Raw genomic sequence first — 26,244 nt, forward strand, 5'->3', positions numbered from 1 at the left:
AAAATGAGAAATGTAGTGATTACATCGGCCCTGCGTACGCCGGTTGGTGCATTTGGTGGAGCATTTAAAGATCTGCTACCGACGGATCTGATTGTACCTGTTATGAAAGAAGCGGCGAGAGAAAGCGGGCTCTCGGCAAGTGATATTGATGAAGTGATCCTCGGGCATTGTATTCAGAGGACCGACCAGCCTAACACGGCAAGAACGGCAGCGCTACTTGCCGGGTTTGACGACACGACGACAGGCTTTACGATTCAACGACAATGTGCCAGCGGGATGCAGGCAATCATTTCAGCAGCCATGCAAATTCAAACAGGCTTATCTGATATTGTCCTGGCAGGTGGAGTAGAAGCGATGAGCTCCAGTCCATATATTCTAAAGCAGCACCGCTTCGGTCAAAGGCTGCAACACGGTGAAATTCGGGATTCCGTTTGGGAGGTGCTTGAAGATCCGATCCACGGCATCATGATGGGAGAAACAGCCGAGAACCTAGCAGAAATTCACTCGATCTCCCGGGAAGAGCAGGACGAATATGCGGTGTTAAGCCATGAGCGTGCAGCCGCCGCGATGGAGAATGGATATTTCGATTCACAGATCCTTCCACTTACAGTAAAGGAACGTAAGAGTGAAAAGGTGATTGATAAAGATGAAAGTCCCCGAGCCGGGCTGAAAGTAGAAAAGCTGCAGAAATTAAAGCCTGCATTCCGTGAAGGCGGCACGGTGACTGCCGGGAATTCTTCAAGTCTCAATGATGGAGGGGCGGCACTGATCCTCATGAGTGAAGAAGAAGCCGAGCGAAGAGGACTTCAGCCCCTAGGAAGAATCGTTGGCTACTCAGTAGCAGGCGTGGATCCGAAAGTGATGGGGATCGGTCCTGTACCAGCCATTCAAAAAGGACTACATACAGCGAAAAATTGGTCTCTGGATGAGATCGATCTATTCGAGATTAACGAAGCATTCGCAGCACAGTATTTAGCTGTCGAAAAAGAGCTTGGTCTCGACCGGGAAAAGGTAAATGTGAACGGAAGTGGAATCAGTATCGGTCATCCAGTTGGCTGCACAGGTGCACGACTCGTTGTGTCTTTACTGCATGAATTGAAGCGTCGTGAATTGAAAAAGGGAATTGCTTCATTATGTGTCGGCGGCGGAATGGGCGCTTCGGTGTTGGTTGAAGGGATGTAAGAAGAGGAAGTGCTGGCTCTGGATGGGGCTAGTGCTTTTTTTGTGGGATTTTTAGTGTGGGAAGGAGACCCTCACCAATTACGGAAAGAACGTCTCCCCCCGTTAAGACCAATCACAACCCTATGATAATAGACTCATTTTCACGCATTTACACAAAATTTACCCTATTTTGACAATATGTAATGTACGCTAAATATATAGTCATTTTTAGAGGAGGCGAAGCAATTTGAAGGTTGTAAACAAAAAGATCATCAGCATTTTTTCTGTTTTAATTATTTTTATGATTGCGTGTGGTCAAGTATCTCCGAGTCAAATGAGTGCAGCGGGAAACGGGACGTGGAGTTCGCCATTTACTGTTGATCAGGCATTGTCCAATCAAGATGGTTCCACTCAGTCGGTGGAAGGATATGTGGTCGGGCAGCCGACCTCTACGTCATCCGTTGTCACGAGCAATTTTCCAAATGATTATGCTTTAGCTTTGGCAGATTCCCCTTCAGAATCCAACACGGATGATATGGTATATGTTCAAATTCCATCTTCCTACCGCTCAAACTATGGACTGCAAAGTAACCCAGGCCTGATCGGCGAAAAAATCAAAGTGACTGGAAGTTTAACGGCATATTTCTCTCATCCGGGAGTGAAGTCTACGTCAGCATTTGAATCAGTGGAAGATGGAGGCACTGATCCGACTGATCCTCCAACTGAACCAACCGACCCGCCAGCCTATGAAGAATACTATAATACCGCTGAAGGAAAGACGGGGTCTTCTTTAAAAACAGCACTACATAACATCATTGATGATCATCAAACTCTTTCTTACAGTGATGTATGGGGAGCATTGCGTAACACAGATGAAGATCCGAACAATCCCAATAATGTGATACTCCTGTACTCAGGACGCTCCCAATCGAAAACGACAAACGGCGGTGGAGTCGACGACTGGAACCGTGAGCACGTGTGGGCGAAATCCCACGGTGACTTCGGAACAGCGCAAGGACCGGGGACGGACCTTCATCACTTAAGACCAACAGATGTAACGGTCAATTCCACAAGAAGTAATCTTGATTTTGACAATGGTGGAACTCAGCATAGCGAAGCGCCAGGCAACTATTATGATGGCGATTCCTGGGAGCCTCGTGATGAAGTGAAAGGTGACGTCGCCCGTATGATCTTCTACATGGCCGTCCGCTATGAAGGGGACAGTGGAGAACTCGATTTAGAAATCAATAACAACGTCAACAATGGAAGTGCCCCGTACCACGGGAAAATGTCAGTTCTCCTTCAATGGAATGAACAAGACCCTGTCGATGCGAGGGAAATCAGACGCAACAATATTATTTTTGAACAATATCAAGGAAATCGAAATCCATTCATTGACCACCCCGAGTGGGCGGAAATGATCTGGTAAGCAGCACGGGGCCTGGACTCTTCCAGGCCCTTTTTTAATGTGGAAGCTAGGTTCCTTTTCTGTAACTCATTTGTAACCCCCGACATCTATCATGAAAGCAACCATCCAAAGGAGGAGATGAATATGGAAAGTGTAACAGATTGGTTGCAGAAGCGATCAATGATCTCTCCTGATCACGTTGCTTTAATCAATGCTCCTACCAATGAAACGATTGATTACCGCACCTTAGATGAACGGGCGTCTAAGTGGGCTCAATATATGCATGATACAGGAATATCGAAAGGGGACCGTGTGGTATTCATATCCACTAATCATACAGTCTGCTTCGAGCTCTTATTTGCCTGTGGAAAAATAGGGGCTGTATTTGTACCTCTTAATTGGCGATTATCCGCTGCTGAGATTGGGTCGATCATAGCCAATTGTACACCCGGCCTGATTTTATATAAAAAAGACTTTCAATCTCTTGTTTCAGACCTTGAAAACGTAGCAGAACAACACTGTATGGATAAAATCGCAACCTTTGTTTACTCCCAAAAACAGGGTATACCTCAATCTGCTACTCTGTCAGCCTCGGATCCTTGGGTGATGATTTATACAGGTGGAACGACGGGATGTCCCAAGGGAGTGGTTCTTTCTCATCGATCGGTAACTGCTAATGCCCTGAACACAGTGGTGAGCTGGAACTTGACAGAGGGAGACTGCACGCTGACGTATTTACCTACCTTTCACACGGGAGGGTTAAATGCTCTGTCAATCCCTCTTTTGATGGTGGGAGGGAAGGTCGTGATTGCTGAAAGGTTTGACCCCGACCAAGTGATACATGTCCTGAACGAATACGGATGCAGCATTGTTCTACTTGTCCCGACAATGTATCACTTGCTTATGGAAAATGAGGATTTTAAACATACTCCATTTCCAAAAATGAAGGTGTTTCTTTCAGGAGGAGCCCCTTGCCCCGGAAAGGTATATGAGTTCTTTAAGGAAAAGAAGATACCGTTTAAAGAAGGATATGGTTTAACCGAAGCGGGACCTAATAATTTTTATATTGATCCTTCCCGGATGAAAAAGGGTTCTGTGGGTAAAGCGATGATGTTGAATCGGGTAAAGGTGATTGATGAAGCCGGAAATCCTGTCGGTCAGGGAGAGGTGGGGGAGCTGCTGTTAGGAGGAGACCATTTATTTAAGGAGTACTGGAAGAATCCTAAGCAGACGAAAGAGGTTCTCAAAGACGGGTGGTTACATACAGGTGACCTGGCGAAATATGATGTGGATGAAGATTATTATATTGTTGGTCGAAAAAAAGACATGATCATTTCCGGGGGGGAAAATATTTATCCTCAAGAGATCGAGCATTGGTTATGTGAGCATCCAGCCATACTTGAGTGTGCGGTCATTGGACTCCCTCATGAAAAGTGGGGAGAGGTGGTCACGGCCTATATCAGGATTCGAAAAGGCGAGTCCATGACAGCAGAGGATGTGAGAACGTATTGCTTGCAGAAGTTTGGGAAGTTTAAGATTCCTAAGAACTATCATTTCATCGAAGAACTTCCTAAAACCGATGTGGGAAAAGTAAACAAAAAGGCACTCACGAAACTTTTTCAAGGGCAATAAAGGAATCGGAGAGGTACGCCCCGAAATACATACGTCGAGGTGAAAAAGACATGAAACGGTTATTGACGGGTACAAGAATTTATCTTTCCGGATTTCAGGAAGAAGATGTTACGGCCATAAGGGAATGGAATCAAAATGAAGAAGTTCAGAGATTACTGGATGCTCTCCCCCATAAGCCTAAAACAGACGAAGAGATTAAAAAATGGATGGGGGATCCGGGAGACACCGCCTTTCGTTTTGCGGTCCGGCTGAAGGATGACGGAAGGATCATCGGATTTGTTGAGTTGGACGGAATTCTCTGGACCCATCGTGTGGGCTGGATTTCAATATCCATCGGTGACGAGCAGTCATGGGGGAATGGATTCGGCAGGGAAGCCATGCAGTGTCTCTTGGCGTATGCCTTTCATGAGTTGAATTTACACCGTCTTCAGTTAACGGTATTTTCGTATAATGAGAGAGCGATCCGTTTATATGAATCACTTGGATTCACAAAAGAAGGAAGTTTCCGTCAGTTCCTGCAAAGAGACGGGAATCGTTATGACATGATCCTGTATGGGTTATTAGTAGATGAGTGGAAAGAAGGATGATGGTGTCCTTCTTTTTTTGGTGTGTGGGTGGGGTGGTGGGATCGAGCGCTCAGTCAACTTCCTTTATTTGTTAAATAACGCAATAACCATACGGAATGACGCAATTAATCAAAAAAAGACGCAATCGCCTTCCGAAAAGACGCAATTAATCAAAAAAAGACGCAATTAATCAAAAAAAGACGCAATACCCTTCCCAAAAGACGCAATTAACTACCCGATGGATAGGTCGGTAGGTATAAATTCTCTACAAAGTTCCTCGATTTATCCTGCTGACATAATAAACGGACATATCCAAACGAAAGGAGGACAATATGTGAACATAACCGGCTTTAATCATCTGACAATCAACGTTAGTAGTTTAGAAGAATCGCTGACTTATTATATGGAAATCCTGCAGGCAGTGCTTGTACATAAAGGGAGAATGGATGCTTATCTGGAATGGGGTCCGATTTGGATCTGTCTCCAGGAAAAAGACAGCCTCGGAACGTCCAGGGGATATGGGGTCGATCACATCGCCTTTTCCATCAATGAAGAAGAGTTTTTTAAGGCTGTTCAACGATTGAAGGAGAAGGAAGTGTGTATTGTAAGGGGACCTTTAAGAAGAGGGAAAGGGTGGAGTGTCAATTTCCTTGCCACGGACAATATCCAATTCGAGCTCCACACCTCAAATCTTCAGGAGAGAATGGAGGACTGGTACTAATCCCCCGTCCCCCGTCTCCTCCGCTCAACATACAACAACACTCCCATCCAGGCATGAAACAAAAAGCATCCCAGTAACAGAAACAACGATTGAACGTAAGTAAGCTGCATGATCACTAAAGGAGCTAAGCTGGTTCCTCCTAATAAAATAAAGGAGTAAAGACTAAGAGCCTGGCTTCGGTCATCACCACTCATATCTCCAATTAGGGTAATCACCGTTGGAATCAACAATGAAATGCCGGAAACAAAGAGGACAGAAGATACAACGATGATAAACGGTTCGCTCATATACACATAAATGAAAGCGATGGATAAACTCGTAATGGAAATGGCTACACCCATAAAAAGAGTTTTATAGACCCCAATGGCTTCAAGAAGGCGACCGGTAAAGAGCGATAAGCCGACACCGATCATTCCGACTGCCCTGATGAGGAAGAGTACATCGGGACTTCCAAACAAGTATCTGGTCAAGCTGTCATAATAAGCAACAAAAGAGGCAAGAAGGGTGAACACGATACCGTAGCAGTAAAGGAGTTCCTTTCTCAAAAGGAGCTTATAAATCGTGACGATTTGGTGTGTGACGGAAACGGATCGAGTGGACGTTGTAGGTAGCGTTTGTTTTCCTATGAAAAATAAGGAGGCGTACACCACTGCGAAAAAGAAGAACACAGTCGTCCAGTTGCTGTAGCGGGTGATTCCTTCACTTAGCAATTGCCCGAGGATGCCTGCGAAAAGAAATCCGGAATTGATAAATGCTAGAAGCAGGGTTCGTTTTTTTTTAGAAAACAAATCATACGTATAAGCAAAGGCGACGGGGGCAAAACTCCCCAAACAAAACCCTTGAAATCCCCGTATGAAAAATAAACTCCAGAAGTCACCTGCAATCCCCACCAAGCCTGTTGAAATTGCAGAGGCAAGCATTCCCCAAACGAGAATCTCTTTCTTTCCAAAACGATCTGCGCCATTCGCAAAGGTAAGAAGTCCACAGGCGTAAAAAAAGATAAATGAGCTTCCTGCAATAACGACTTCACTTTGTGCGATGGACAGGGAGGAAGCGATATTCCTGTAGATTGGAATGAACGTGTAAATATTACAGGCTACCATAATCGCCATCACAACAAGAACAGAGGCGATTCTGTTAAAATATTGATTCATCATCCCATCACCTACCTCTTTTTACTGTATGCGGATGTTCCAAATTTTTTCAATAAAGATTGAGACGGGAAAGATTTGTTCCTGTGTACTATAATGAACCTATACAAAAATTCAACCTGCCTCATGGTTACAATAGATATTAGAATAAGAAAGGGAGTGAGAGGATGGCTGCACGTTTTATTCTCGGGCGCTCTGGTACGGGGAAAACACATCGCATATTAAATGAGATGAAGCAGAGCTTATTGGAAGAGCCGAATGGGGATCCCATCATCTATATCGTACCTGATCAGATGTCATTTATATCGGAATACGATCTTGTCAATACACCCGGTTTAAATGGGATGATTCGTGGACAAGTGTTCAGTTTCACCAGGCTCGCGTGGAAGATTCTGCAGGAAACGGGCGGAATGAGCCGCTATCACCTATCCGATGTTGGCTTAAATATGATGATTCGAAAGATTATAGATGAAAACAAAGATCGACTCCTTATTTTCTCGAAGGCCGCGGATAAGCCGGGTTTCATTCATCATGTAGAAACTATGTTGACGGAATTTAAGCGCTATTGTATTTCGCCACAGGATCTCCGGCATCTTGATGGGGAAGATGAGCGGGAGTCAAAGGTGCTGAAGGATAAGCTTCATGATCTTGAACTGATTTATGAAACTTTTGAAGAGAAGCTCCTGGGCAAATACATTGATTCAGAAGATTACTTTCAATTGTTGGCTGATAATGTGAAAAACTCTGAACTTCTCAGTAAGGCAGAGATCTACATAGACGGCTTTCATAGTTTTACACCGCAGGAATATCTCATTATCGATCAGCTCATCCAGCACAGCAAGAAGGTGACGGTTGCCCTCACCACCGATCCGGAACAGCAATTGGGTGCTATGAACCAATTAAGCTTGTATCGGATGACGAACGAAACCTACCACACTCTTAAGGATATTTGCTATGGAGCAGGGAAATCCGTAGAGGAAGATGTGTTAGTGAAGCCGATTCGTTATCATAACGACACGATGCTGCATCTGGAACGTCATTTTGAGGACCGGCCAACTGTTCCATGCGAAGAAGCAAAAGGATCCATTGAGTTTCTGGAAGCCTCTAATCGCCGGGCAGAGGTCGAAGGGATAGCAAGGGAAATAAGGAAGCTTGCCCGGGAAAAGGGATATCGCTACAAGGATATCGCGGTGCTGGTTCGAAACAGTCAGGATTACCGTGATAAGGTCGAAACCATTTTTCAAGACTATAGTATTCCATTTTTCCTTGACCAGAAGCGGACGATGTTGAATCACCCTTTAATTGAGTTGATTCGTTCGACTATGGAAATCATGAACACGAATTGGAGATACGAGCCTGTCTTCCGGGCGGTGAAAACAGACCTCTTGTTTCCTTATCAGAAAAATCCAACCGATCTGCGTGAAAAGATGGACCGATTGGAGAACTATGTGCTGGCATATGGGATCAAAGGGGACCGCTGGACGAAGAAAGATCGCTGGAAATACCGTCGCTTCCGTGGTCTTGAGCATGTAGATGCACCACAAACCGACCGTGAAAAGGAACTTGAGCATGAAATTAATGAGCTTCGTTTATTTATTTCTGCGCCGATCATACGTCTCGGAAAACGATTGAAAAAGCAATCCACGGGACGGGAATTCTGTGAAACTCTCTATCTGTATCTGGAAGAGTTGGATATTCCGGCTAAGCTTGAACGTATGCGTATTGAAGCAGAAGAAAAAGGCGACTTGATTGCGGCAAGGGAGCACGATCAAGCGTGGTCAGCCGTGATGGACCTGCTTGATCAATATGTAGAAATGCTCGGCGATGAGGAAACAACGATGAAGAAATTCTCTTCCATTTTGGATGCAGGAATCGAAACGATGCAGTTCTCGTTAGTTCCCCCTGCCATCGATCAGGTCATTATTGCAGATCTTGAGAAATCAAGACTCGGAGACATTAAAGCAGCCTTCATCATCGGAGTGAATGATGGTGTGCTGCCGGCGAAAATGAATGAAGACGGAGTCCTGTCTGATGAAGACCGTGAATCGTTGATCAATAGGGGCTTCAAGATAGCTCCCAGTAACAGGACAAAGCTGCTGGACGAGGAGTTTGTGGCATATAAAGCCTTTACGACTCCGAGTGAACGATTATTCGTCAGCTATCCGATTGCCAATGAAGAAGGAAAAGCGTTATTAGCATCCTCGTTCATCAAAAGGCTGAATGAAATGTTTCCGGATGCAAATACGAAGCTTCTGTTTAATGAACCATCGGAGCTTTCTGAGGAAGAGCAGCTTCATTATGTGTGTCATCCCAATGTGACGATTTCTCATTTAACATCGCAATTACAGATGAAGAAACGGGAATATCCGATCTATGATTTCTGGTGGGATGTGTATAATTTCTATGCAACGTCAAACGATTGGAAATGGCACTCACAGCATATTTTATCCAGTCTCTTCTACCAGAATCGGGCGAATCAGCTTTCAGAGGATACGAGCAGGGATCTGTATGGTGACCATATTTTAGCGAGTGTATCCCGAATGGAGCTTTTCCATAGCTGTCCGTTTTCCCATTTCGCCAGTCACGGATTGAAGCTTAGAGAACGGGATTTCTTTAAACTGGAGGCTCCTGATATCGGGGAGATGTTCCACTCCGCTCTTAAATGGATATCAGAAGAAGTCGAACGTCATGGTCTGACCTGGGCATCTTTATCAAAAGCACAGTGTCTCAAGCTAGCTAAAGAAGCGGTCTTGATGCTGGCACCGAAGCTTCAGCACCAGATTCTATTAAGCTCAAACCGCCATTATTATATCGCTCAGAAGCTTGAGCAAATCATAAGCCGTGCGAGCCTCATTCTTAGTGAGCATGCGAAGGCGAGTGGATTTGTTCCTGTCGGGGTGGAGCTTGGATTTGGTCCCCATGCGACCCTCCCTCCGTTCCAGTTCCAACTGAGGAATGGAACGAAAATGGAGCTTCAGGGAAGAATCGACCGGGTAGACAAAGCAGAGGATACAAGTGGAGTTTACCTTAGAATTGTTGATTACAAATCGAGTGCGAGAGATTTGGATATGACGGAAGTGTACTATGGATTAGCGCTTCAGATGCTGACGTATTTAGACATTGTGTTAACGAACTCTAAACAATTTGTAGGGAAGGAAGCAAAGCCTGCAGGTGTGCTCTATTTCCACGTTCATAACCCTATGATCAATAGTAAGAAAATCTTGACGATGGATCAGATTGAAAAGGAAATCTTTAAGAGTTTTAAGATGAAGGGACTCGTTCTGGGAGACTCTGACATCGTTCGGTTAATGGATCAAACGCTAGATACGGGGAACTCAGATATCATCTCTGCCGGGATCAAGAAGGATGGATCATTATCCTCCCGTTCGAAGGCTGCTTCACAGGAAGACTTTCACTATATGCGCAAGCATCTGAGAAAGCTCTACGAAGCGTCGGGGAACCGGATCATTTCAGGCGAGACCAATATTACACCTTACAAGCTTAAGGATCGGACACCTTGTCAATTCTGTTCGTTCCGTTCCGTTTGTCAATTCGATCAGTCCCTGGAGGAAAATGAGTACAGAGTGCTGCCAACGGCAAAACCAGAAGATCTATTAAAGAAAGTAAGAGAGGAGGTAGAGTCCAATGAGTAATGGTACGATTCCAGCGAAGCCTGATCATGTTACATGGACAGACGATCAGTGGAAAGCAATTTGGGCGAAAGGCCAGGACATTCTCGTAGCAGCTGCTGCAGGATCAGGGAAAACCGCGGTTCTTGTAGAGAGGATCATTCAGAAAATCCTTTCTGAAGAAGACAGAATGGATGTGGATGAACTATTGGTTGTAACCTTTACCAATGCATCGGCCGCTGAGATGAGACATCGGATCGGGCAGGCATTGGAAAAAGCGATTGATCACGATCCCCATTCCCATCATTTAAGAAAGCAGCTGAGCTTACTGAACCGGGCTTCCATTTCGACTCTTCACTCTTTTTGCCTTGAAGTGATTCGTAAATATTATTATCTTATCGATATAGACCCGGGTTTTCGGATTGCCGATGAAACAGAAGGCGATCTGCTCCGGGATGAAGTGCTTGATGAGCTGTTTGAGGAGGAATACGGCAAAGAACATAATCATGATTTCTTTACACTGGTAGATACATTTACCAATGATAGAAGTGACGGGGCCCTACAGGATATGATCCGTAAGCTGTATGACTTTTCACGCTCACATCCGAACCCGGACGAATGGCTGAGAGGGCTGGAAGAGATGTATGACATCCAAGAAGGTGTAGAAATCGATCAGCTTTCCTTCATTCAGCCGCTTCTGACAGATATTCGCTTACAGCTTCATGGGGCGAAAAACTTGTTTCAGCGTGCAATGGATCTGACACGGGTTCCTGGAGGGCCGGGCCCGAGAGCGGAAAACTTTCTAAGCGATATAGAGATTGTCGAGAGCCTCGAGGAAAGCTTGCACATTTCTTGGAATACTATATATGAAACCATTCAAACCTTACCCTTCACCAAGCTAAAAGCTTGCCGGGGGGACGATTATAACAAGGATATCGTTGATGAAGCGAAAAAACTTCGCGATCAAGGAAAGAAGACGTTGGAGAAGCTCCAGGAGGATTTCTTTTCGAGAAGGCCGGAGTCATTCATCGAAGACATGAAAAAGATGAAGGAAGTGATTCACACATTGGCAGAAGTGGTCGTGGAATTCGGCAAACGTTTCCGGCAAGTGAAAGAAGAGAAGGGACTTGTTGACTTTGCCGATTTAGAGCATTTTTGTCTCGATATTTTACGTGACCCTGCATCAGATGCTTTACTTCCTTCAGAGGCTGCAAAGCAATATAAAAAGAAATTCAAAGAAGTACTCGTCGATGAATATCAGGATACGAATATGGTACAGGAATCAATTCTTCTTCTAATCACTGAAGAACGGGAAGAAGTAGGGAACCGTTTCATGGTAGGAGATGTAAAGCAGTCCATTTATCGCTTCCGATTGGCTGAACCGAATTTGTTTTTAGGAAAGTATACCCGCTTTCTTCCAGTAAGCGGGGAAGCGGGATTAAAGATCGATCTATCTCAAAACTTCAGAAGCAGGAAGGAAGTATTAGAGGGAACAAATTTTTTATTTAAGCAAATAATGGGATCCTCGGTTGGTGAGATGGAATACAACCGGGAAGCAGAGCTTGTGAAAGGTGCTCCTTATCCTGAAGAGAAAGAGTATCCGATCGAAGTAGCGATCATTGATCAGGAATCAGAGGAAGCTTCATCGGCTGGTAATGAAGTGGAACTCTCCATTTTTGACGAGGGTGATATTGAGAAATCCGTACTTGAAGCCCGCTATATGGCAAATAAAGTGAAGAGCATGATTGAAGGGCGTACACCGATCTATGATGCCAAAACGAAAACCGAGCGTCCGATTCAGTACAAGGATATTGTGATTTTGCTTCGTTCCATGCCTTGGGCGGCAGAAATCATGGAAGAATTCAAACGGCAGGGAATTCCGATTTATGCAAATCTGTCTACTGGCTATTTTGAAGCAACCGAGATCGCGATTATGCTTTCACTCCTGAAAGTGATTGACAATCCTTATCAGGATATCCCCCTGGCATCGGTTCTTCGTTCCCCGATTGTTGGACTGGATGAGCAGGGGCTTGCAAGCATTCGAATCCATTCTAGAGCGGGAACGTATTACGAAGCCTTGAAGAAATTTGCAAGTGAAAAACCAAGTAACTCTCGTGAAGAAGAAACATTTGAAAAGGTCAAAGTGTTTCTGTATCATCTGCAAAACTGGCGGACAAAGGCTAGACAAGGTTCGGTTACGGAGCTGATCTGGCAATTGTACCGGGACACCCGATTCTATGATTATGTCGGAGGAATGGCCGGCGGGAAACAGCGTCAGGCAAATCTTCGGGCACTATACGACCGTGCCCGCCAATACGAATCAACGTCCTTCAGAGGGTTATTCCGCTTCCTGCGATTCATTGATCGGATGAGGGAAAGAGGAGATGACCTCGGGGTTGCGAGAGCTCTCAGTGAACAGGAAGATGTGGTCCGCTTAATGACCATTCACTCCAGTAAAGGGCTTGAGTTCCCGGTTGTCTTTGTCGCTGGCACGTCGAAGCAATTCAATCTTATGGACTTGAACGCTTCCTATTTATTAGATAAAGATCTAGGTTTGGCTACAAAGTATACAGACCCGGGGAAGCGAATCAGTTATCCATCCCTTCCCCAGCTGGCATTTAAGCGGAAGAAGCGCATGGAGGCCATCTCAGAGGAAATGCGGGTGCTCTATGTTGCGTTAACCCGTGCAAAAGAGAAACTATTCTTAGTGGGAACCGTGAAAAGCTTAGAGAAATCACTTAAGAAATGGAGGGGGGCTTTAGGACAGACAGAATGGTTGTTATCTGACTTTGACCGGGCCGGGGCCAGCTCTTATCTTGATTGGATAGGTCCGTCCCTCATGCGGCACCCCCATTGTGGAGACCTTGGAGGAGAGGCGGTTTTAGAAGGAAGTGGGATCAATGAAGAAATTCTAAAGCATCCTTCTTGTTGGAATATCACGACGATTCATAAGTCTGAGATGGATGCAGAAGCCGATGAGTCATTGGATGAAGATGACAATTGGAAAGAGCAGGTGAAGAATGGCGGGGAAGTGGAAATTGAGTCCAAACATAAAGAAGAGGTATTGCACCGTTTGTCGTGGAAGTATCCACATCTGAGCGCTACTAACCTTCGCTCGAAGCAGTCGGTTTCTGAGCTGAAGCGAATGGTGGAAATAAGGGATGAAGCATCGAGTATCGATATTCTTCGGCGCCATCAAAAGCCTGTGTACAACCGGCCAAAATTTATGCAGTCTAAAGAGCTGTCTCCTGCTGAAAGAGGAACAGCCATGCACACCGTCATGCAGCATATCTCTATAGCAGATGGTGTACCCACAGAACAAGATGTTGCAGAGTTATTGTTAAATCTGGTACACAAAGAAATTCTGACGGAAGAACAGAAAAGGGCAATCTCATTAGAAAACATCGTTGGATTTTTCCAAAGCGACCTCGGTCAGCGTATGGCCCGTGCAACGAATATACAACGGGAAATTCCTTTCAGCATGAGCGTCCCTCTAAGTGAGATTTCGGAAACAGGGGAAGGTGCCCCGGAAGAAACGATTCTTGTTCAAGGGGTCATCGATTGTGTATTCCGGGATGAGTTTGGAATCGTACTGCTGGATTACAAAACCGACGGCATTCATGACCGATATAAAGATGGGTTTGCCGAGGCGAAGCCCGTTCTTGAAGAACGATACAGGGTGCAAATTGAATTATATACCCGTGCATTAGAATCCATTTGGAAAGAAACAGTTTCTGAAAAGTATCTTTACTTCTTCGATGGAGGGCATGTGTTGGAGCTATAATAGAAAACCACTTTGAAGCCTGGTCTTCAAAGTGGTTTTTTAAGGTGTGAAAATTAGGGAATACCTATACTAATTATATTTAGGGGGGTGGGTTAGATGAGTAAAAAGTCGATTGGTACATGTGAATTATGTTCGCGGCAGAATGTGGAAACCACGATTCATCACCTGACACCCAAAGAGGTTGGGGGAACTTTCCTTCCCACGGCACAGCTTTGTATACCGTGTCATAAGCAAGTTCATTCCCTCTATACAAATGATGAATTGGGCATAAGGTTGAACACCATCGAAGACTTGCGACGGGATGAAAAGATTCATAAGTTCATTAAGTGGATACGAAAGCAGCCCTCCTCAAAATTGGTGAAAACAAAGAAAAGCAATGAGCGGCGGAAAAAGGGATAAGGGTATAAAAGACAAAAAGCCACAATGTGGGCTTTTTGTTATTCTAATTATTTCCGGTAATGGGTTGATCGACGACATTACAATCAAATGTGGTACTTACACTGAATACATTATAGCTTAACTGAAATGGACCAGTATTGAAGCCGCCGGCACCTCCGAATGTCTTAGAAGCAGACTTAGGTGAAATAATCGCCGTATCCCCAAACTGGACATTTCCTCCACCAACGTTAAGAATAGCGACAGGACCTACTAAAGCGGGCATAATCAACATCCTCTTTTTATTTGTCTATAATGTTAGCCTATGTGAACTTCTGGGGAAGGTTCTTCATCTAGTTTGGACTTTCAATCGTCTCAAACGTGAGTGGTTCGGTATCTTTTTCTTTTTCCAGCTGACGGATATTTTTTACCCTGGCTTCCATATATACGTTGGATGTATTTCCGACGTGGATGATGGATGAGAACGACGTTGCCCGTATATACATGTTATTTACTTTGATGGGACAAAGATTTAGCCTGTTTACCCTGATATCCGGGTTAATGCGAGGGAGGTCGATTGGCCCGGTAAATACGGATGAATCAAAACTTCCTTCACTGGTTAAGAAAAACTCTCTTTCACGCTGCACCGCAAATGCCTTCGACACGGCATAAATGTTTTGAGAATCCCCTAATTGATAAAGCGAGCTAAAGGCTAGTGTGATTCCTTCCAAATGATTAACAATCGAGTAACGCTTAAGCATTACTTAGGTGTAAGAGGAACGAATGGACCGATGATCAGTGATTCAGGTGGCGTATCGAATGCTGAGGCGAGCTGAATGACATCAGCATCACCTACGAGAACGAGAGAGGAACTCGTAACCCCGGCAATTTCAATATTCCCAACCGATAGTTCACGATTGATTACTTGGAGGTTCATTGTTCTTCATTCCTTCCATATTATTTGGGATTTGTGACATGAAGGAGAAGAGGGCCGTTTCGATATCCTTTTTGATTTTGCTGATGATTTTCCGTTCCCATTCTCCTTCTTGTTGTTTTGATTCAATATAGGGGATGTTCTGTAAATAGAAATCGATTCTTTGTGGCATCTGGTTCAATAAATCCTGCTGAATCATCTCGTAATAAGATGGATCCAGAGACCGCTGAAATTGCATTTCATTATCCTGAATAAGACTTGGTAATTCTGAATCGATATACGCTTTAATTTCAGCAGTAATTCTTTCTTTATAGGGCTTGATGTCCTTGATTGATTTGACATCCACATTTTGCTCGACGGCGAGATCCTCTATGGTTTCTTTTAGGTTATTTGGATTTAATCCAATATTCAAGGTGCCATCAAGAGATTCCACTTTGAGCTGATCAAATTTGTATTCGATTCTTTCAACATTGATTTTCGGTGCATCCTTTAGAGTTATTACCTCTTGTGACAGCTCATTCACTTTTTTTTCCAACGCGACAATTTTCGTGTTCAACATCTCGATATACTGATAAAGTTGTTGTGGGGTCATATAGTAATTGTTCATTCTGCCACCTCTTTCTTTTGTCGCGATTTAGGTTACCTTGGCGTTTGCAGGGGGACGAGGGGGGTTATAGAGGGAGGCGGTTTTCCATTGCCGTTTTTCTCCGCTTCCGGAGCAGGCTCCGTGAAGCCCCCTGTATTATAAAGGAAGTCATTTGTTGTGATTTGACCGCATGTTCCGATTTGAAAGATGGAAGAATTGGACATCCCCCCGATTTTAATGAATTGAATCTGTATGGATTGTTGAACATAATAATTCGTCATTCGGCATCACACTCATAGGTTAAAGTTTATTCCTTGGTCCATTCCATCATCGTCCACGGTATAGGTCAAGGAGCTTTCATTGTAAACAGAAATCCCCTTTCCTGTTATGAACGAACCTGCCCCTGCGAAAGTCTTGGCTGTGGAAATCGGACTAATGTTAAATACATCTCCAATATGGAAGACGGCACTTGAACCGATGCTTACGACTTGAGCAATTCCTACGATTGCGGGCATATCGACTCACACCTTTAAGACAAAGTTAATTATTGTTATTCTATGTGAGAAGAACGAATAGGTGATAATCGCCTAATTTCACATTTAGAGTTAAAATGGAACTAAGATTATTTTTTCGGAGGAACAATTAATGGACTCTTTATCGCCAACTGAACATTCAGAACGTATTGTAAGTCTTGATGTGATCAGAGGATTTTCATTGCTTGGGATCTTTATCATCAATATGATTTCCTTTCATTCACCATTTCTTTATCTTGACCCCTATTCCTGGTGGAAAACACCTGAAGATGTCGCCTTGTATCCATGGATAGATGTATTGGTCCAAGCAAGCTTCTATCCTCTATTCGCCATGATGTTTGGTTATGGTTTAGGGATTCAGCAGCAAAGGGCAACTGCCAAAGGAACGTCTTTCTATCTATTTGGAATCAGAAGGCTTCTTATCTTATTAGTGATCGGCTGTATCCATGCTTTCCTGATTTGGTCTGGGGATATCTTAATCAACTATGCCGTATTCGGGCTGCTGCTGCTCGTTTTTATGAGGCTGTCTGGAAAGGGATTATTATGGTTAGGAGGATTATTATTTCTGGTGCCTCAATTATTTTTCAGTATTCTGCTCGTTTTAATGACATTTGCAGATCCGACTGGCGTAACGCAGTTCACTGATATCCAGTCATTGCAGGATTCTGTTGCCGCTTATGCATCAGGAAGCTTCGGCAGTATAATGGAACAGCGTTTTCAGGACTGGTATGCTGTGAATTCACCTGGTAATCTCATATTTTTATTACTTTCTATATTGCCAATGATGATGATTGGTGCAGGGGCTAGTAAACTGCAACTACTGGAAAAGGTAAGAGCTTATAAGAAGACATGGATTATAATAGGAATCTGTACTTTGGCGATGGGGATTTTCATTAAAACAATGCCATTATTCATCCAGTCCAATTTTGCATATGCATACATTCAAGACTTTTTGGGAGGTCCGTTCTTATCAGTATCTTATGCAATAATCCTCTCATTATTATTGTTGAATGAAAAAATCATGAAGTGGAGCAAGCCTTTAGCCTCAGTAGGGAAAATGTCCTTGACGAACTACCTTATGCAATCGATCCTCGGCACCCTGATATTCTATTCGTATGGATTTGGACTATACGGAGAAGTGACGTTAACGACGGGGACTATGCTGGCAGTTGGGATTTATGTCATTCAAGTCATCCTATCAGAGATTTGGTTATCCAAGTTTAAATACGGTCCTGTTGAGAAGCTGTGGCGTGTATTTAGCTATGGAAGAAGCACTGTGGTGAAAAAAGGAGAGTTATAGTTTATCAATTAAATGAAGGGGATGAGTAAGGAATGAAATTTGTTAGCTTTCAGGTTGGGGATAGACAGACGTATGGTGTGGAACGAAATGCCGGAATTATAGAGTTAGCAGGTTTGCACGGCTTGCCTCAGGATTTACTTGGCGGGATAGAAGAGGGGAAGGGTTTTCTTCAAAAGGTAAAAAGAGTTCTTCAGGAAGATTCGGCAGAACCCCGCTATTATTCGCATGCTGAGATAAAGTGGCTTTCACCGCTTCCGAAAGTGCAGAGGAATATTATGTGTGTAGGGAAAAATTATCGTGATCATGCCATCGAAATGGGCAGCGAACAGGATATCCCGAAAGACATCATGATCTTCACTAAAGCCACCAATACCGTAATCGGTCATGGTGAAACGGTGCTGCATCATGGTGAAGTGACGGAGCAGCTTGATTATGAAGGAGAGCTTGCTGTTGTGATTGGCAAGAGAGGGAAAGGGATTTCCCCGGTAGACGCCTTGGGTTACGTATTTGGATATACGATACTCAATGATATAACCGCCAGGGATCTGCAGAAAAAGCATGGCCAATTTTTTATCGGTAAGAGCCTTGATACAACATGTCCGATCGGTCCTTATCTTGTCACGAAGGATGAAATCGCCGACCCGCAGAATCTGGAAATCAAGACGAGGGTAAATGATGAAATCCGTCAGTCTTCAAACACAAGTGAAATGATATTCAACATCCCCACCATCATTTCTACATTATCAAAGGGGATGACCCTTGAGCCTGGTGATATCATTGCTACCGGGACCCCTGCTGGAGTTGGAAAAGGCTTCAAGCCTCCGCTTTTCCTGAAGAAAGGTGACAGAGTGGAAATCGAAATTGAATCTCTCGGAATTTTGACAAATCAGTTACAGGCCTAGTTAAAATTTCTGTTGGAGTTAAGACTATGGTAATATTATGAACGTAAACTATCTACATGTAGGAGGTTCATTATGTTTGATAATACACATGCCCATATTACAACTTGGGTGATTGCGATTATTCTTTTCTTTGTAGCGGTTGGCTTACATAATGCAGGGAAGAAAAAAGGCATGAAAGTTGTACATATGATTTTACGGTTATTCTACCTGCTCATTATTTTAACGGGTGCCCTATTATTCTGGAAGCATCAGGGAATTAATCCTGCCCTATATGGCATTAAAGGATTGGTTGGTATTTGGGTCATCGGGATGTTCGAGATGGTCTTGGTTCGCATGAATAAAGGCAAGAGTACGAAGATGTTCTGGATTCAATTGATCATCGCTTTAATCATTGTTCTTTATTTGGGATTACGATTGCCTTTGGGCTTGAATTTCCTTGGATAAAGAAGGAATAGAAAAAAAAGCAAATGTCTGTCGGATACCGGCAGGCATTTGCTTTTTTCTATTTGGGTTTATGAATGGATTAAATATTAAAACTCTCAATCACAATTCGTCTCCCCGTACTTAATGTGAATTCAAAGCGGTCCCGCTTCTTTTTGTAATAGGTGAAGTGATGCTGGACAGCACATACTTCTACACCGTTATCGAAGGTGATGAAGTTAACCCCTTCTTTAATCTTTTGATTTCCAAGGAAAACCAGGTGGTTATGGCAAAAGATACTATCATAAATAGAATAACCCAGATTGTTTAAGGCTGTTGTAAACTGATGAAAAGCATCATCAGAAATCTCTTCCAATAAATTCTCCAACGAATACAATATATTCTTCTTTATTTGAATTCGATCGCCATTCTCGATTCTTAATCGCTCATACGGTGTCACGATAATTCCGTCTTCCAACAGAACACCTGTAAGCCAGTCCCCATCTCTATATACTTTTAATTCATGATTGAGGTAAAATTCGAGCTCGGACTCTTCCTCGGCATCGATTTCGAAAAAGTACCACGTATCCTCTTCGAAAAGAGCAGTGCCCTCGGAGAAGGACCTTTTTTGGGATTTTAAAATGTTTGATCGAAATATGTTGCTCAAGTGAATATCCCTCCTTAACTACATTTCTTGTCATAATTATCATATTTCATTCATGTAAAGATTGATTGAGACAATTAACCATTTAAAGCTCAGAGCATAGAATAATTTATGTGTCCGTGAGCCCAGTTTGTTTGATTAGAAAGTGAGGATGATCACAATGTGCGGAATTACAGGTTGGATCCATTATAAACGAGATTTGTCGGATCAAAAAGAAGTAGTAGAAAAAATGGCTGAAACCCTTTCTAAAAGAGGACCTGATGAAACGAATGTATGGATTGATGAACATGTTGCGTTTGGTCATAAACGATTAATTGTAGTAGATCCTGCAGGTGGCAGGCAGCCCATGAGCATTCAGCATAACGACCACCTTTTCACCATCTGCTACAATGGTGAACTTTACAACACAGAAGATTTAAGAAAGATACTTATTTCTAAGGGTTATACCTTCAAAGGCCATTCTGATACGGAGGTCCTGTTAACGTCTTATATTGAGTGGCGAGAGGAATGTGTCCATCATTTAAATGGAATTTTCGCATTTGCGGTTTGGGACAGTGAACAGGAGCACGTGTTTATAGGCAGGGACCGAATGGGCGTTAAGCCTTTATTTTATTTTGAAAAGGAAGAAGGAATCCTTTTCGGTTCGGAAATTAAAGCGTTACTGGCTCATCCGGATGTTTTGCCTCAGGTGGATCATCAAGGATTAGCGGAGGTATTGGGACTCGGACCATCCCGTACGCCTGGAAATGGTGTATTCAAAGGGGTGAAGGAACTCCGTCCGGCTCATGCGTTACTATTCTCTAAAAAGGGCTTGAAAATATGGAGATACTGGAATGTGAAGAGTGAAAAGCATACAGATTCTTTTATTGAAACAGTTGCGAAAGTTCGCTTCCTGGTAACCGATGCCATCCAAAGACAGCTTGTTTCCGATGTACCCCTCTGTACTTTCTTATCCGGCGGACTTGATTCCAGTGCAATTACAGCGGTAGCAGCGAATTGCTATAAAGAAGAGGGAAAAGGCAGTCTTCATACGTACTCCATCGACTATGAAGAAAATGATCAATACTTTAAAGCGAACGATTTCCAGCCGAATTCCGATGCGCCGTGGATTGATAAGATGACTTCTGAATTTAAAACAGTGCATCATCGCAGTATCATTAGTCAACAACAATTGAAGGACTATCTGACTGAGGCGGTTCATGTAAGAGATTTACCGGGAATGGCTGATGTTGATTCATCCCTATTATGGTTCTGCCGGGAAATTAAACAGGACTTCACGGTTGGATTATCAGGAGAATGTGCGGATGAAATATTCGGGGGATACCCTTGGTTTCACCGTCCAGAAGATTTCGACCGCAGAGGATTTCCATGGATGCGCTCCACAGCTGAGCGTCAAGGCCTTCTGAAGGAAGAATGGAGTAAGAAATTAAATCTGGAAGAGTATGTGCTGGAGCAATATGATCGGACAGTGGCAGAAACCCCATTATTAGAAGGGGAAAGTGAAGTTGAAACGAAAAGAAGGCAACTATTCTATCTGAATTTACTATGGTTCATGACGACATTGTTAGATCGCAAGGATCGCATGAGTATGGGTGCAAGCTTGGAGGTCCGTGTGCCATTTGCTGATCACAGACTCGTAGAATATGTCTGGAACATTCCATGGGAGATGAAAATGTACGAAGGAAGAGAAAAGGGGATCCTGCGAAAGGCACTTGAGGGAGTGCTCCCACACGAAGTCCTTTATCGGAAGAAGAGTCCCTACCCGAAAACACATCACCCTGTGTACACGAAACTGGTAAGTGACTGGTTGAATGAAATACTCGAAGACAAATCAAGTGTTCTCTATGAATTGTTCGATGAAGAAAAACTGAAAGAAATCGTTGCAACAGGTGGATCTGCCTTCGAGGTACCATGGTATGGCCAACTTATGACCGGTCCCCAACTACTTGCCCACTTGGCCCAGATTCATGTTTGGTTTAAGGATTATAATGTTCAAATTGTAGAATAATAGCTATTTGAAAAGGTGAGCTTCTTTTATAAAGGGGCTTACCTTTTTTGTGTGAGTTAGAACGATAAGAGAATTTGGATAGGGGGTTCCTATGCGGTATCTTTTGGAAAAATAAGTGAAACGGCTGGATTTTTATTGATTTCGGCTGGATTACATTTGGTAATGGCCGGATTTTTGGTCGTAACGGCCGCATTTTTCATGAAAGTGGCTGGATTTTCCATTAAAACGGCCGGAATTTCTCGAGAAACTCCAGGTTAAAAAACCAATAAGAATTAAGAGACAGGTACAAACATAGATTTTAAGTAATAATGATTTAAAAAGGAGGCATAGTAAAAGGAGGGTACCTTTTATATGTCTCCTTGTTGTATTTCCAATCAATTCATCGTAGTGATCTATCCATGGTAAAACAGCGAAGGTAAACGGATCTCAATACTCAAGATTTGCGAAAATTTTATAAGAGACAAGCCCAGTCATTTTTTGTGAATCAAATTTTTCTGGAAAATGAGTGCTTAAACTTTGTTTCTAGTAAAAAAGAATTGTATACTATATTTGTATAAGTATTGTATAATAAATGTACAAATAAAAAATATCGGAGGCAGTAACGATGGCCAAAAAAATGATCGTCATAGGTGCTGGTCCAGGAGGTCTAGCGGCAGCGATGCTTTTAGCCGGCAAGGGGTACGACGTAGAAGTATATGAAAAGCAAACATTCATTGGGGGACGAAACGGGTCTGTCACCATGGATGGGTATACGTTCGATATTGGTCCAACGTTCTTGAGCATGCCGGAAATTGCTGAAGAATTATTCGAGGCAGCAGGGAGAAATCTTCACGACTATGTGGATTTACAAGAGCTCTCAATGATGTATGAACTGCTTTTTAAAGATAAAAGAGTGCAAATGTTTAAAGACCCGGAGAGACTATCCCGGGAAATTGAACGTCATTATCCGGGGAATGCAGAAGGGTATACGCGTTTTATGAATGATACACGTAAGAAAATGGAGCGTTTAAAGCCGATTCTCCAAAGTCCCATGGATCGATATTATCAATATATCAGCTGGAAGGTTTTGAGGGCACTTCCCCAATTGTCATTAGGGAAATCACTTTATAGTGTGTTAAGCGATTATTTCACTGATCATGAATTGCGGTTAGCCTTTACCTTTCAATCGAAATATTTAGGGATGTCACCGTGGGAGTGTCCGGGAGCATTCTCGATTTTGTCCTTCATGGAGCATGAATATGGCATTTTTCACCCGATCGGCGGGGTAAATCAGCTGTCGAAAGCCATGGCCAAAGTAGTAACGGAGCATGGAGGTTCCATCCATTTGGGCCGGGGGGTCAAGAAATTGTGGATTGAAGATCGTAATGTGGTGAAGGGAATCATTACAGAGGATGGAGTGAAGGTTTCCGCAGATGAAGTCATCATCAATGGAGATTTTGCTCATGTGATGAGTAACCTTGTAGAAGACGGAGTTCTCAAGAAGTACAGTAAAGAAAAACTGAAGAAGAAGAAGTATTCCTGCTCCACCTTCATGATTTATCTTGGAATCGATAAACAGTATGATCTTCCTCATCACAGCATCCTTTTCGCAGAGGACTATAAGAGAAATGTGGAGGAAATAACGGAGACGTTTACACTTCCTGAAGATCCCTCCATTTATATTCAAAATGCTTCTGTGACAGATAAGACGCTTGCTCCTCCAGGACATTCCACTTTATATATCCTTGCTCCCGTTCCCAATAATGTAAGCGGAATTGATTGGACAGAGAATGAACGAACGTTCCGGGATCTTGTTCTGGATGCAGTTGAAAGCAAAACAGGTTTAAAGAACATTCGGGAACATATCCAAGTTGAAAAAATCATCTCGCCTCATCACTGGGAAACGGACTTCAATATATACGAAGGTGCGACCTTCAATCTCGGTCACCAATTAACTCAGATGATGGCACTCAGACCTCACAACAAATTTGAAGAGCTTGAAAACTGCTGGCTGGTCGGCGGAGGAACTCATCCTGGAAGCGGGTTGCCTACGATATTAGAATCAGCCCGTATTACAACGAATATGCTGATGAACGAAGATCCCTCCTTCTCATTTACCAAAGATCAAACAATGGGGGAAGCATTATGAAAACGGCGATTGTTGGATCAGGCATCGGCGGATTGATATCGGGACTGTTACTGTCGAAAGAGGGCCATGAGGTTACGGTGTATGAAAAAGAGTCAATCATCGGTGGGCGTCTTGCCTTTGTTCAAGAAGGTGATTACAAAATTGATAAAGGACCGACCATCGTGCTTCTGCCCGAAATGCTGCTTTCCATTCTTTCAGAAGCAGGTATAAATACAGACGCAATTGAATTCGTCCGATGTGATCCTTTGTATAACGTTCATTTTGCAGACGGTCAAACATATACAAAATATGCTGATGTAGATAAGCAATATGAAGAAATAAAACAGCAGTTTCCTGGAGATGAAGACGGATTCCTGCGATTTATGAATGACATGGATGAACGGTTTACAATCGGTAAGCCTCAATTTCTTGAATCCTCTTTTTTAAAGACAAAAGACTATCTGAATCGGGAAACGATTGGCTCACTGCTTAAGTTAAAAGCATACAGGAACGTGATGGGGAATTTAAAGCATTATTTTGATCATGAAAAACTCCAAACCGCATACGGGCTTCAAACCTTATACATCGGCGGGAACCCCTATACGACTCCTGCAATTTATAGTTTGGTATCCTTTAGTGAGCATAAACATGGTATCTATTATATAAATGGTGGTTATGCATCTCTATTGGAGCATGTACTAGAGGCTTGTGAACGGAATGGTGTCTCCATCAAGACCTCCTCATCTGTCACAGAAATCGAGACTACAGGTGATAAAGCGACTCACATCGTGCTTGGAAACCGTAGAGAAGAAATAGATGCAGTGATCATCAATGGAGATTTTCCTACGGCATCAAAATTATTAAAGAAAAAGGCCCCTAAACCTTACAAGCCCTCATCCGGTTGCGTCTTGTTGTATATGGGAATAGAGGGGGGTTTTAAAGAAAAGGAAATGCATCAATTTTATTTAAATGAACATTTCTCTAATAATATGGAGGATATTTTCAAGAATAAGAGAATTCCTAAAGAACCTTCATTTTACGTATTTAATCCGTCTAAGGTTGATTCATCCCTTGCGCCTAAAGGGAACAGTGTCCTATACGTCCTAATCCCTGTTCCGGTTTCCGAGAAATTGGACTGGAAGAAGGCTTCAGAATTTCTTTCCAATTCTGTATTGGATACAATGGAAAAAAGGGGCTTTAAAGAGTTAAGAAAACGAATTAAGTGGATGAAAGTAAGGACACCTGAAGAGGCAAAACAAGAGGGGTTATATTCTGGAGGAAGCTTCGGTATTGCACCCAGTTTAATGCAATCAGGTCCGTTCAGACCTCAGGTACAACCGTTTGCAGAAAAGAATATCTTTGCTGTAGGAGCGTCCATCCATCCGGGTGGTGGTGTACCGATTGTCATGCAGGGGGCAAAGCTTGTTGCTGAATCCTTTAAAGAACTTTATAAATCCGAGTCGGAAAGGAAGGATGTGACCTTACATGAACAAGATCTTGGAAGCATACGATCATTGTGAGAATATCATTAAACTTCACTCAAAGACCTTTTACAGAGCATTTTCCCTTTTACCGAAAGACCAAAAGAAAGCCGTATGGGCTGTCTATGCATTTTGTCGAAAAGTAGATGATATCGTAGACGAGGGGATCTGGCCATCCGATGAATTGCTCCGGTTCGAAAAAGAATTCGAATCATTTCTTAGGGGTTATTATAACGAAGAAGAGCCTATGTGGGTAGCATTGAACGATGTATTTAAACATTTCAACATGGACATCGGAGCCTTTCGGGATATGATGAAAGGACAGCGGATGGATTTGAACGGGAGAATTTACGTGACGATGGATGATGTACTGGACTATTCTTATCACGTTGCAAGCACTGTAGGGTTAATGCTCCTTCCTATTCTTGCTCCCGGGAAAGAACATCAATTAAGAGAAGATGGGATTTACTTAGGGTATGCCATGCAGCTTACCAATATTTTAAGAGATATTGGTGAGGATTTGGAAAGAGGAAGATTATATATCCCGCAGGATTTATTTGTTAAATATGAATATACTGTAACAGAATTAATGGATTATCAAAATAATGATGCTTTCCGGTCCGTATGGGAAGAAATGGCCAGGGTTGCAGAAGACTATTATGATAGAGCATTCCGTACAATGAATCTTTATCCTGTGTATTCAAGAACACCAGTGAAGGGTGCCGCATTATTGTATAGGGCCATCCTGAATGAAGTAAGAAAGAATCACTATAATGTTTTTTCCAAGAAGCATTTCGTGTCGAAGGATGTAAAAGAAAAAATCATTTCAACGATTTCGTAAATAATCCCGTATGGAAGCTTAGGTTGTAAACTTCCATACGG

23 protein-coding genes are annotated in these 26,244 nt (G+C 43.1%); 15 read left to right on the plus strand and 8 right to left on the minus strand.

Features of this window, described 5'->3' with window-relative positions; translation table 11 throughout:
• The first annotated feature begins 3 nt into the window (after window positions 1-3).
• From AAEM60_RS07935 to AAEM60_RS07955, 5 genes are all read left to right on the plus strand, one after another.
• The gene (locus tag AAEM60_RS07935; RefSeq protein ID WP_299740115.1) at window positions 4-1,182 is read left to right on the plus strand and encodes a thiolase family protein; all 1,179 of its coding nucleotides are present in this window, start codon (window positions 4-6) and stop codon (window positions 1,180-1,182) included.
• Window positions 1,183-1,462: 280 nt separating this feature from the next.
• A complete protein-coding gene (locus AAEM60_RS07940) occupies window positions 1,463-2,590 on the plus strand; it encodes an endonuclease (RefSeq protein ID WP_299741276.1) in 1,128 nt (375 codons plus the stop codon).
• A gap of 123 nt (window positions 2,591-2,713) precedes the next feature.
• On the plus strand, window positions 2,714-4,201 hold the full coding sequence (locus AAEM60_RS07945) for an AMP-binding protein (protein ID WP_299740117.1): 1,488 nt from the start codon (window positions 2,714-2,716) through the stop codon (window positions 4,199-4,201).
• A 50-nt stretch (window positions 4,202-4,251) separates the two neighbouring features.
• Window positions 4,252-4,788 (plus strand): GNAT family protein, encoded by a 537-nt coding sequence (locus tag AAEM60_RS07950; RefSeq protein ID WP_341357786.1) that lies wholly within the window; start codon window positions 4,252-4,254, stop codon window positions 4,786-4,788.
• 313 nt (window positions 4,789-5,101) lie between these two features.
• The gene (locus tag AAEM60_RS07955) at window positions 5,102-5,488 is read left to right on the plus strand and encodes a VOC family protein (RefSeq protein WP_341357787.1); all 387 of its coding nucleotides are present in this window, start codon (window positions 5,102-5,104) and stop codon (window positions 5,486-5,488) included.
• Here the strand turns inward: AAEM60_RS07955 and AAEM60_RS07960 are convergent.
• A complete protein-coding gene (locus tag AAEM60_RS07960) occupies window positions 5,485-6,645 on the minus strand; it encodes an MFS transporter (RefSeq protein ID WP_341357788.1) in 1,161 nt (386 codons plus the stop codon). The two genes, AAEM60_RS07955 and AAEM60_RS07960, sit on opposite strands and share 4 nt — an antisense overlap.
• A 161-nt stretch (window positions 6,646-6,806) precedes the next feature.
• On the opposite strand from AAEM60_RS07960, the gene addB reads away from it, so the two are divergent.
• From addB to AAEM60_RS07975, 3 genes are all read left to right on the plus strand, one after another.
• The gene (gene addB, locus AAEM60_RS07965; RefSeq protein ID WP_341357789.1) at window positions 6,807-10,292 is read left to right on the plus strand and encodes a helicase-exonuclease AddAB subunit AddB; all 3,486 of its coding nucleotides are present in this window, start codon (window positions 6,807-6,809) and stop codon (window positions 10,290-10,292) included.
• A complete protein-coding gene (addA, locus tag AAEM60_RS07970) occupies window positions 10,285-14,052 on the plus strand; it encodes a helicase-exonuclease AddAB subunit AddA (protein WP_341357790.1) in 3,768 nt (1,255 codons plus the stop codon). The genes addB and addA overlap by 8 nt, the downstream gene beginning before the upstream one ends.
• A gap of 96 nt (window positions 14,053-14,148) precedes the next feature.
• The gene (locus tag AAEM60_RS07975; RefSeq protein WP_341357791.1) at window positions 14,149-14,451 is read left to right on the plus strand and encodes an HNH endonuclease; all 303 of its coding nucleotides are present in this window, start codon (window positions 14,149-14,151) and stop codon (window positions 14,449-14,451) included.
• Between the two features lie 43 nt (window positions 14,452-14,494).
• On the opposite strand, the gene AAEM60_RS07980 is transcribed toward AAEM60_RS07975, so the two are convergent.
• From AAEM60_RS07980 to AAEM60_RS08005, 6 genes are all read right to left on the minus strand, one after another.
• The gene (locus AAEM60_RS07980) at window positions 14,495-14,713 is read right to left on the minus strand and encodes a spore germination protein (protein ID WP_044337736.1); all 219 of its coding nucleotides are present in this window, start codon (window positions 14,711-14,713) and stop codon (window positions 14,495-14,497) included.
• Window positions 14,714-14,780: 67 nt separating this feature from the next.
• Entirely contained in the window at window positions 14,781-15,188 is a 408-nt protein-coding gene (locus AAEM60_RS07985; protein ID WP_299740133.1) for a spore germination protein GerPE, read from the minus strand.
• Window positions 15,188-15,364, minus strand: coding sequence for a hypothetical protein (locus tag AAEM60_RS07990; RefSeq protein ID WP_044337734.1), 177 nt, complete (start codon window positions 15,362-15,364; stop codon window positions 15,188-15,190). Before AAEM60_RS07990 ends, AAEM60_RS07985 begins: the two co-directional genes overlap by 1 nt.
• Window positions 15,339-15,968, minus strand: coding sequence for a spore germination protein GerPC (gerPC, locus tag AAEM60_RS07995; protein WP_299740136.1), 630 nt, complete (start codon window positions 15,966-15,968; stop codon window positions 15,339-15,341). The genes AAEM60_RS07990 and gerPC overlap by 26 nt, the downstream gene beginning before the upstream one ends.
• Before the next feature lie 32 nt (window positions 15,969-16,000).
• Window positions 16,001-16,228, minus strand: coding sequence for a spore germination protein GerPB (locus AAEM60_RS08000; protein WP_044337732.1), 228 nt, complete (start codon window positions 16,226-16,228; stop codon window positions 16,001-16,003).
• Between the two features lie 12 nt (window positions 16,229-16,240).
• A complete protein-coding gene (locus AAEM60_RS08005) occupies window positions 16,241-16,462 on the minus strand; it encodes a spore germination protein (protein WP_299740141.1) in 222 nt (73 codons plus the stop codon).
• 130 nt (window positions 16,463-16,592) lie between these two features.
• Here AAEM60_RS08005 and AAEM60_RS08010 point away from each other — a divergent pair, with 130 nt between their 5' ends.
• From AAEM60_RS08010 to AAEM60_RS08020, 3 genes are all read left to right on the plus strand, one after another.
• On the plus strand, window positions 16,593-17,780 hold the full coding sequence (locus AAEM60_RS08010; RefSeq protein WP_299740143.1) for a DUF418 domain-containing protein: 1,188 nt from the start codon (window positions 16,593-16,595) through the stop codon (window positions 17,778-17,780).
• Window positions 17,781-17,812: 32 nt separating this feature from the next.
• Entirely contained in the window at window positions 17,813-18,682 is an 870-nt protein-coding gene (locus AAEM60_RS08015) for a fumarylacetoacetate hydrolase family protein (RefSeq protein ID WP_341357792.1), read from the plus strand.
• Window positions 18,683-18,754: 72 nt separating this feature from the next.
• Entirely contained in the window at window positions 18,755-19,126 is a 372-nt protein-coding gene (locus AAEM60_RS08020; protein ID WP_044337728.1) for a YisL family protein, read from the plus strand.
• A 79-nt stretch (window positions 19,127-19,205) separates the two neighbouring features.
• Here the strand turns inward: AAEM60_RS08020 and AAEM60_RS08025 are convergent, their stop codons facing one another.
• Window positions 19,206-19,769, minus strand: coding sequence for a DUF2777 family protein (locus tag AAEM60_RS08025; RefSeq protein WP_299740149.1), 564 nt, complete (start codon window positions 19,767-19,769; stop codon window positions 19,206-19,208).
• A 148-nt stretch (window positions 19,770-19,917) separates the two neighbouring features.
• Between AAEM60_RS08025 and asnB the strand changes: the two genes are divergently transcribed.
• The 4 genes from asnB (at window position 19,918) to AAEM60_RS08045 (ending at window position 26,203) form a co-directional block, all read left to right on the plus strand.
• Window positions 19,918-21,774: an asparagine synthase (glutamine-hydrolyzing) gene (gene asnB / locus AAEM60_RS08030; RefSeq protein ID WP_299740150.1), complete on the plus strand. Its 1,857-nt coding sequence runs from the start codon at window positions 19,918-19,920 to the stop codon at window positions 21,772-21,774.
• Between the two features lie 604 nt (window positions 21,775-22,378).
• Window positions 22,379-23,902: a phytoene desaturase family protein gene (gene crtI, locus AAEM60_RS08035; RefSeq protein ID WP_341357793.1), complete on the plus strand. Its 1,524-nt coding sequence runs from the start codon at window positions 22,379-22,381 to the stop codon at window positions 23,900-23,902.
• Window positions 23,899-25,401 carry a phytoene desaturase family protein gene (crtI, locus tag AAEM60_RS08040; RefSeq protein ID WP_341357794.1) on the plus strand — a complete coding sequence of 501 codons (1,503 nt, stop codon included), beginning with the start codon at window positions 23,899-23,901 and terminating at the stop codon, window positions 25,399-25,401. The genes crtI (AAEM60_RS08035) and crtI (AAEM60_RS08040) overlap by 4 nt, the downstream gene beginning before the upstream one ends.
• A complete protein-coding gene (locus AAEM60_RS08045; protein ID WP_341357795.1) occupies window positions 25,367-26,203 on the plus strand; it encodes a phytoene/squalene synthase family protein in 837 nt (278 codons plus the stop codon). Before crtI (AAEM60_RS08040) ends, AAEM60_RS08045 begins: the two co-directional genes overlap by 35 nt.
• Window positions 26,204-26,244: the final 41 nt, after the last annotated feature.

Origin of the sequence: Rossellomorea sp. y25, from assembly GCF_038049935.1 — a bacterium.
Classification (GTDB): Bacteria; Bacillota; Bacilli; order Bacillales; family Bacillaceae_B; genus Rossellomorea.

What these genes read in the sequence shown, in the direction of transcription:
- AAEM60_RS07935 (WP_299740115.1), top strand. Translation starts at nt 4, where the DNA reads ATGAGAAATGTAGTGATTACATCGGCCCTGCGTACGCCGGTTGGTGCA.
- AAEM60_RS07940 (WP_299741276.1), top strand. Translation starts at nt 1,463, where the DNA reads ATGATTGCGTGTGGTCAAGTATCTCCGAGTCAAATGAGTGCAGCGGGA.
- AAEM60_RS07945 (WP_299740117.1), top strand. Translation starts at nt 2,714, where the DNA reads ATGGAAAGTGTAACAGATTGGTTGCAGAAGCGATCAATGATCTCTCCT.
- AAEM60_RS07950 (WP_341357786.1), top strand. Translation starts at nt 4,252, where the DNA reads ATGAAACGGTTATTGACGGGTACAAGAATTTATCTTTCCGGATTTCAG.
- AAEM60_RS07960 (WP_341357788.1), bottom strand. Translation starts at nt 6,645, where the DNA reads ATGATGAATCAATATTTTAACAGAATCGCCTCTGTTCTTGTTGTGATG.
- addB (WP_341357789.1), top strand. Translation starts at nt 6,807, where the DNA reads ATGGCTGCACGTTTTATTCTCGGGCGCTCTGGTACGGGGAAAACACAT.
- addA (WP_341357790.1), top strand. Translation starts at nt 10,285, where the DNA reads ATGAGTAATGGTACGATTCCAGCGAAGCCTGATCATGTTACATGGACA.
- AAEM60_RS07975 (WP_341357791.1), top strand. Translation starts at nt 14,149, where the DNA reads ATGAGTAAAAAGTCGATTGGTACATGTGAATTATGTTCGCGGCAGAAT.
- AAEM60_RS07980 (WP_044337736.1), bottom strand. Translation starts at nt 14,713, where the DNA reads ATGCCCGCTTTAGTAGGTCCTGTCGCTATTCTTAACGTTGGTGGAGGA.
- AAEM60_RS07985 (WP_299740133.1), bottom strand. Translation starts at nt 15,188, where the DNA reads ATGCTTAAGCGTTACTCGATTGTTAATCATTTGGAAGGAATCACACTA.
- AAEM60_RS07990 (WP_044337734.1), bottom strand. Translation starts at nt 15,364, where the DNA reads ATGAACCTCCAAGTAATCAATCGTGAACTATCGGTTGGGAATATTGAA.
- gerPC (WP_299740136.1), bottom strand. Translation starts at nt 15,968, where the DNA reads ATGAACAATTACTATATGACCCCACAACAACTTTATCAGTATATCGAG.
- AAEM60_RS08000 (WP_044337732.1), bottom strand. Translation starts at nt 16,228, where the DNA reads ATGACGAATTATTATGTTCAACAATCCATACAGATTCAATTCATTAAA.
- AAEM60_RS08005 (WP_299740141.1), bottom strand. Translation starts at nt 16,462, where the DNA reads ATGCCCGCAATCGTAGGAATTGCTCAAGTCGTAAGCATCGGTTCAAGT.
- AAEM60_RS08010 (WP_299740143.1), top strand. Translation starts at nt 16,593, where the DNA reads ATGGACTCTTTATCGCCAACTGAACATTCAGAACGTATTGTAAGTCTT.
- AAEM60_RS08015 (WP_341357792.1), top strand. Translation starts at nt 17,813, where the DNA reads ATGAAATTTGTTAGCTTTCAGGTTGGGGATAGACAGACGTATGGTGTG.
- AAEM60_RS08020 (WP_044337728.1), top strand. Translation starts at nt 18,755, where the DNA reads ATGTTTGATAATACACATGCCCATATTACAACTTGGGTGATTGCGATT.
- asnB (WP_299740150.1), top strand. Translation starts at nt 19,918, where the DNA reads ATGATCACAATGTGCGGAATTACAGGTTGGATCCATTATAAACGAGAT.
- crtI (WP_341357793.1), top strand. Translation starts at nt 22,379, where the DNA reads ATGGCCAAAAAAATGATCGTCATAGGTGCTGGTCCAGGAGGTCTAGCG.
- crtI (WP_341357794.1), top strand. Translation starts at nt 23,899, where the DNA reads ATGAAAACGGCGATTGTTGGATCAGGCATCGGCGGATTGATATCGGGA.
- AAEM60_RS08045 (WP_341357795.1), top strand. Translation starts at nt 25,367, where the DNA reads ATGAACAAGATCTTGGAAGCATACGATCATTGTGAGAATATCATTAAA.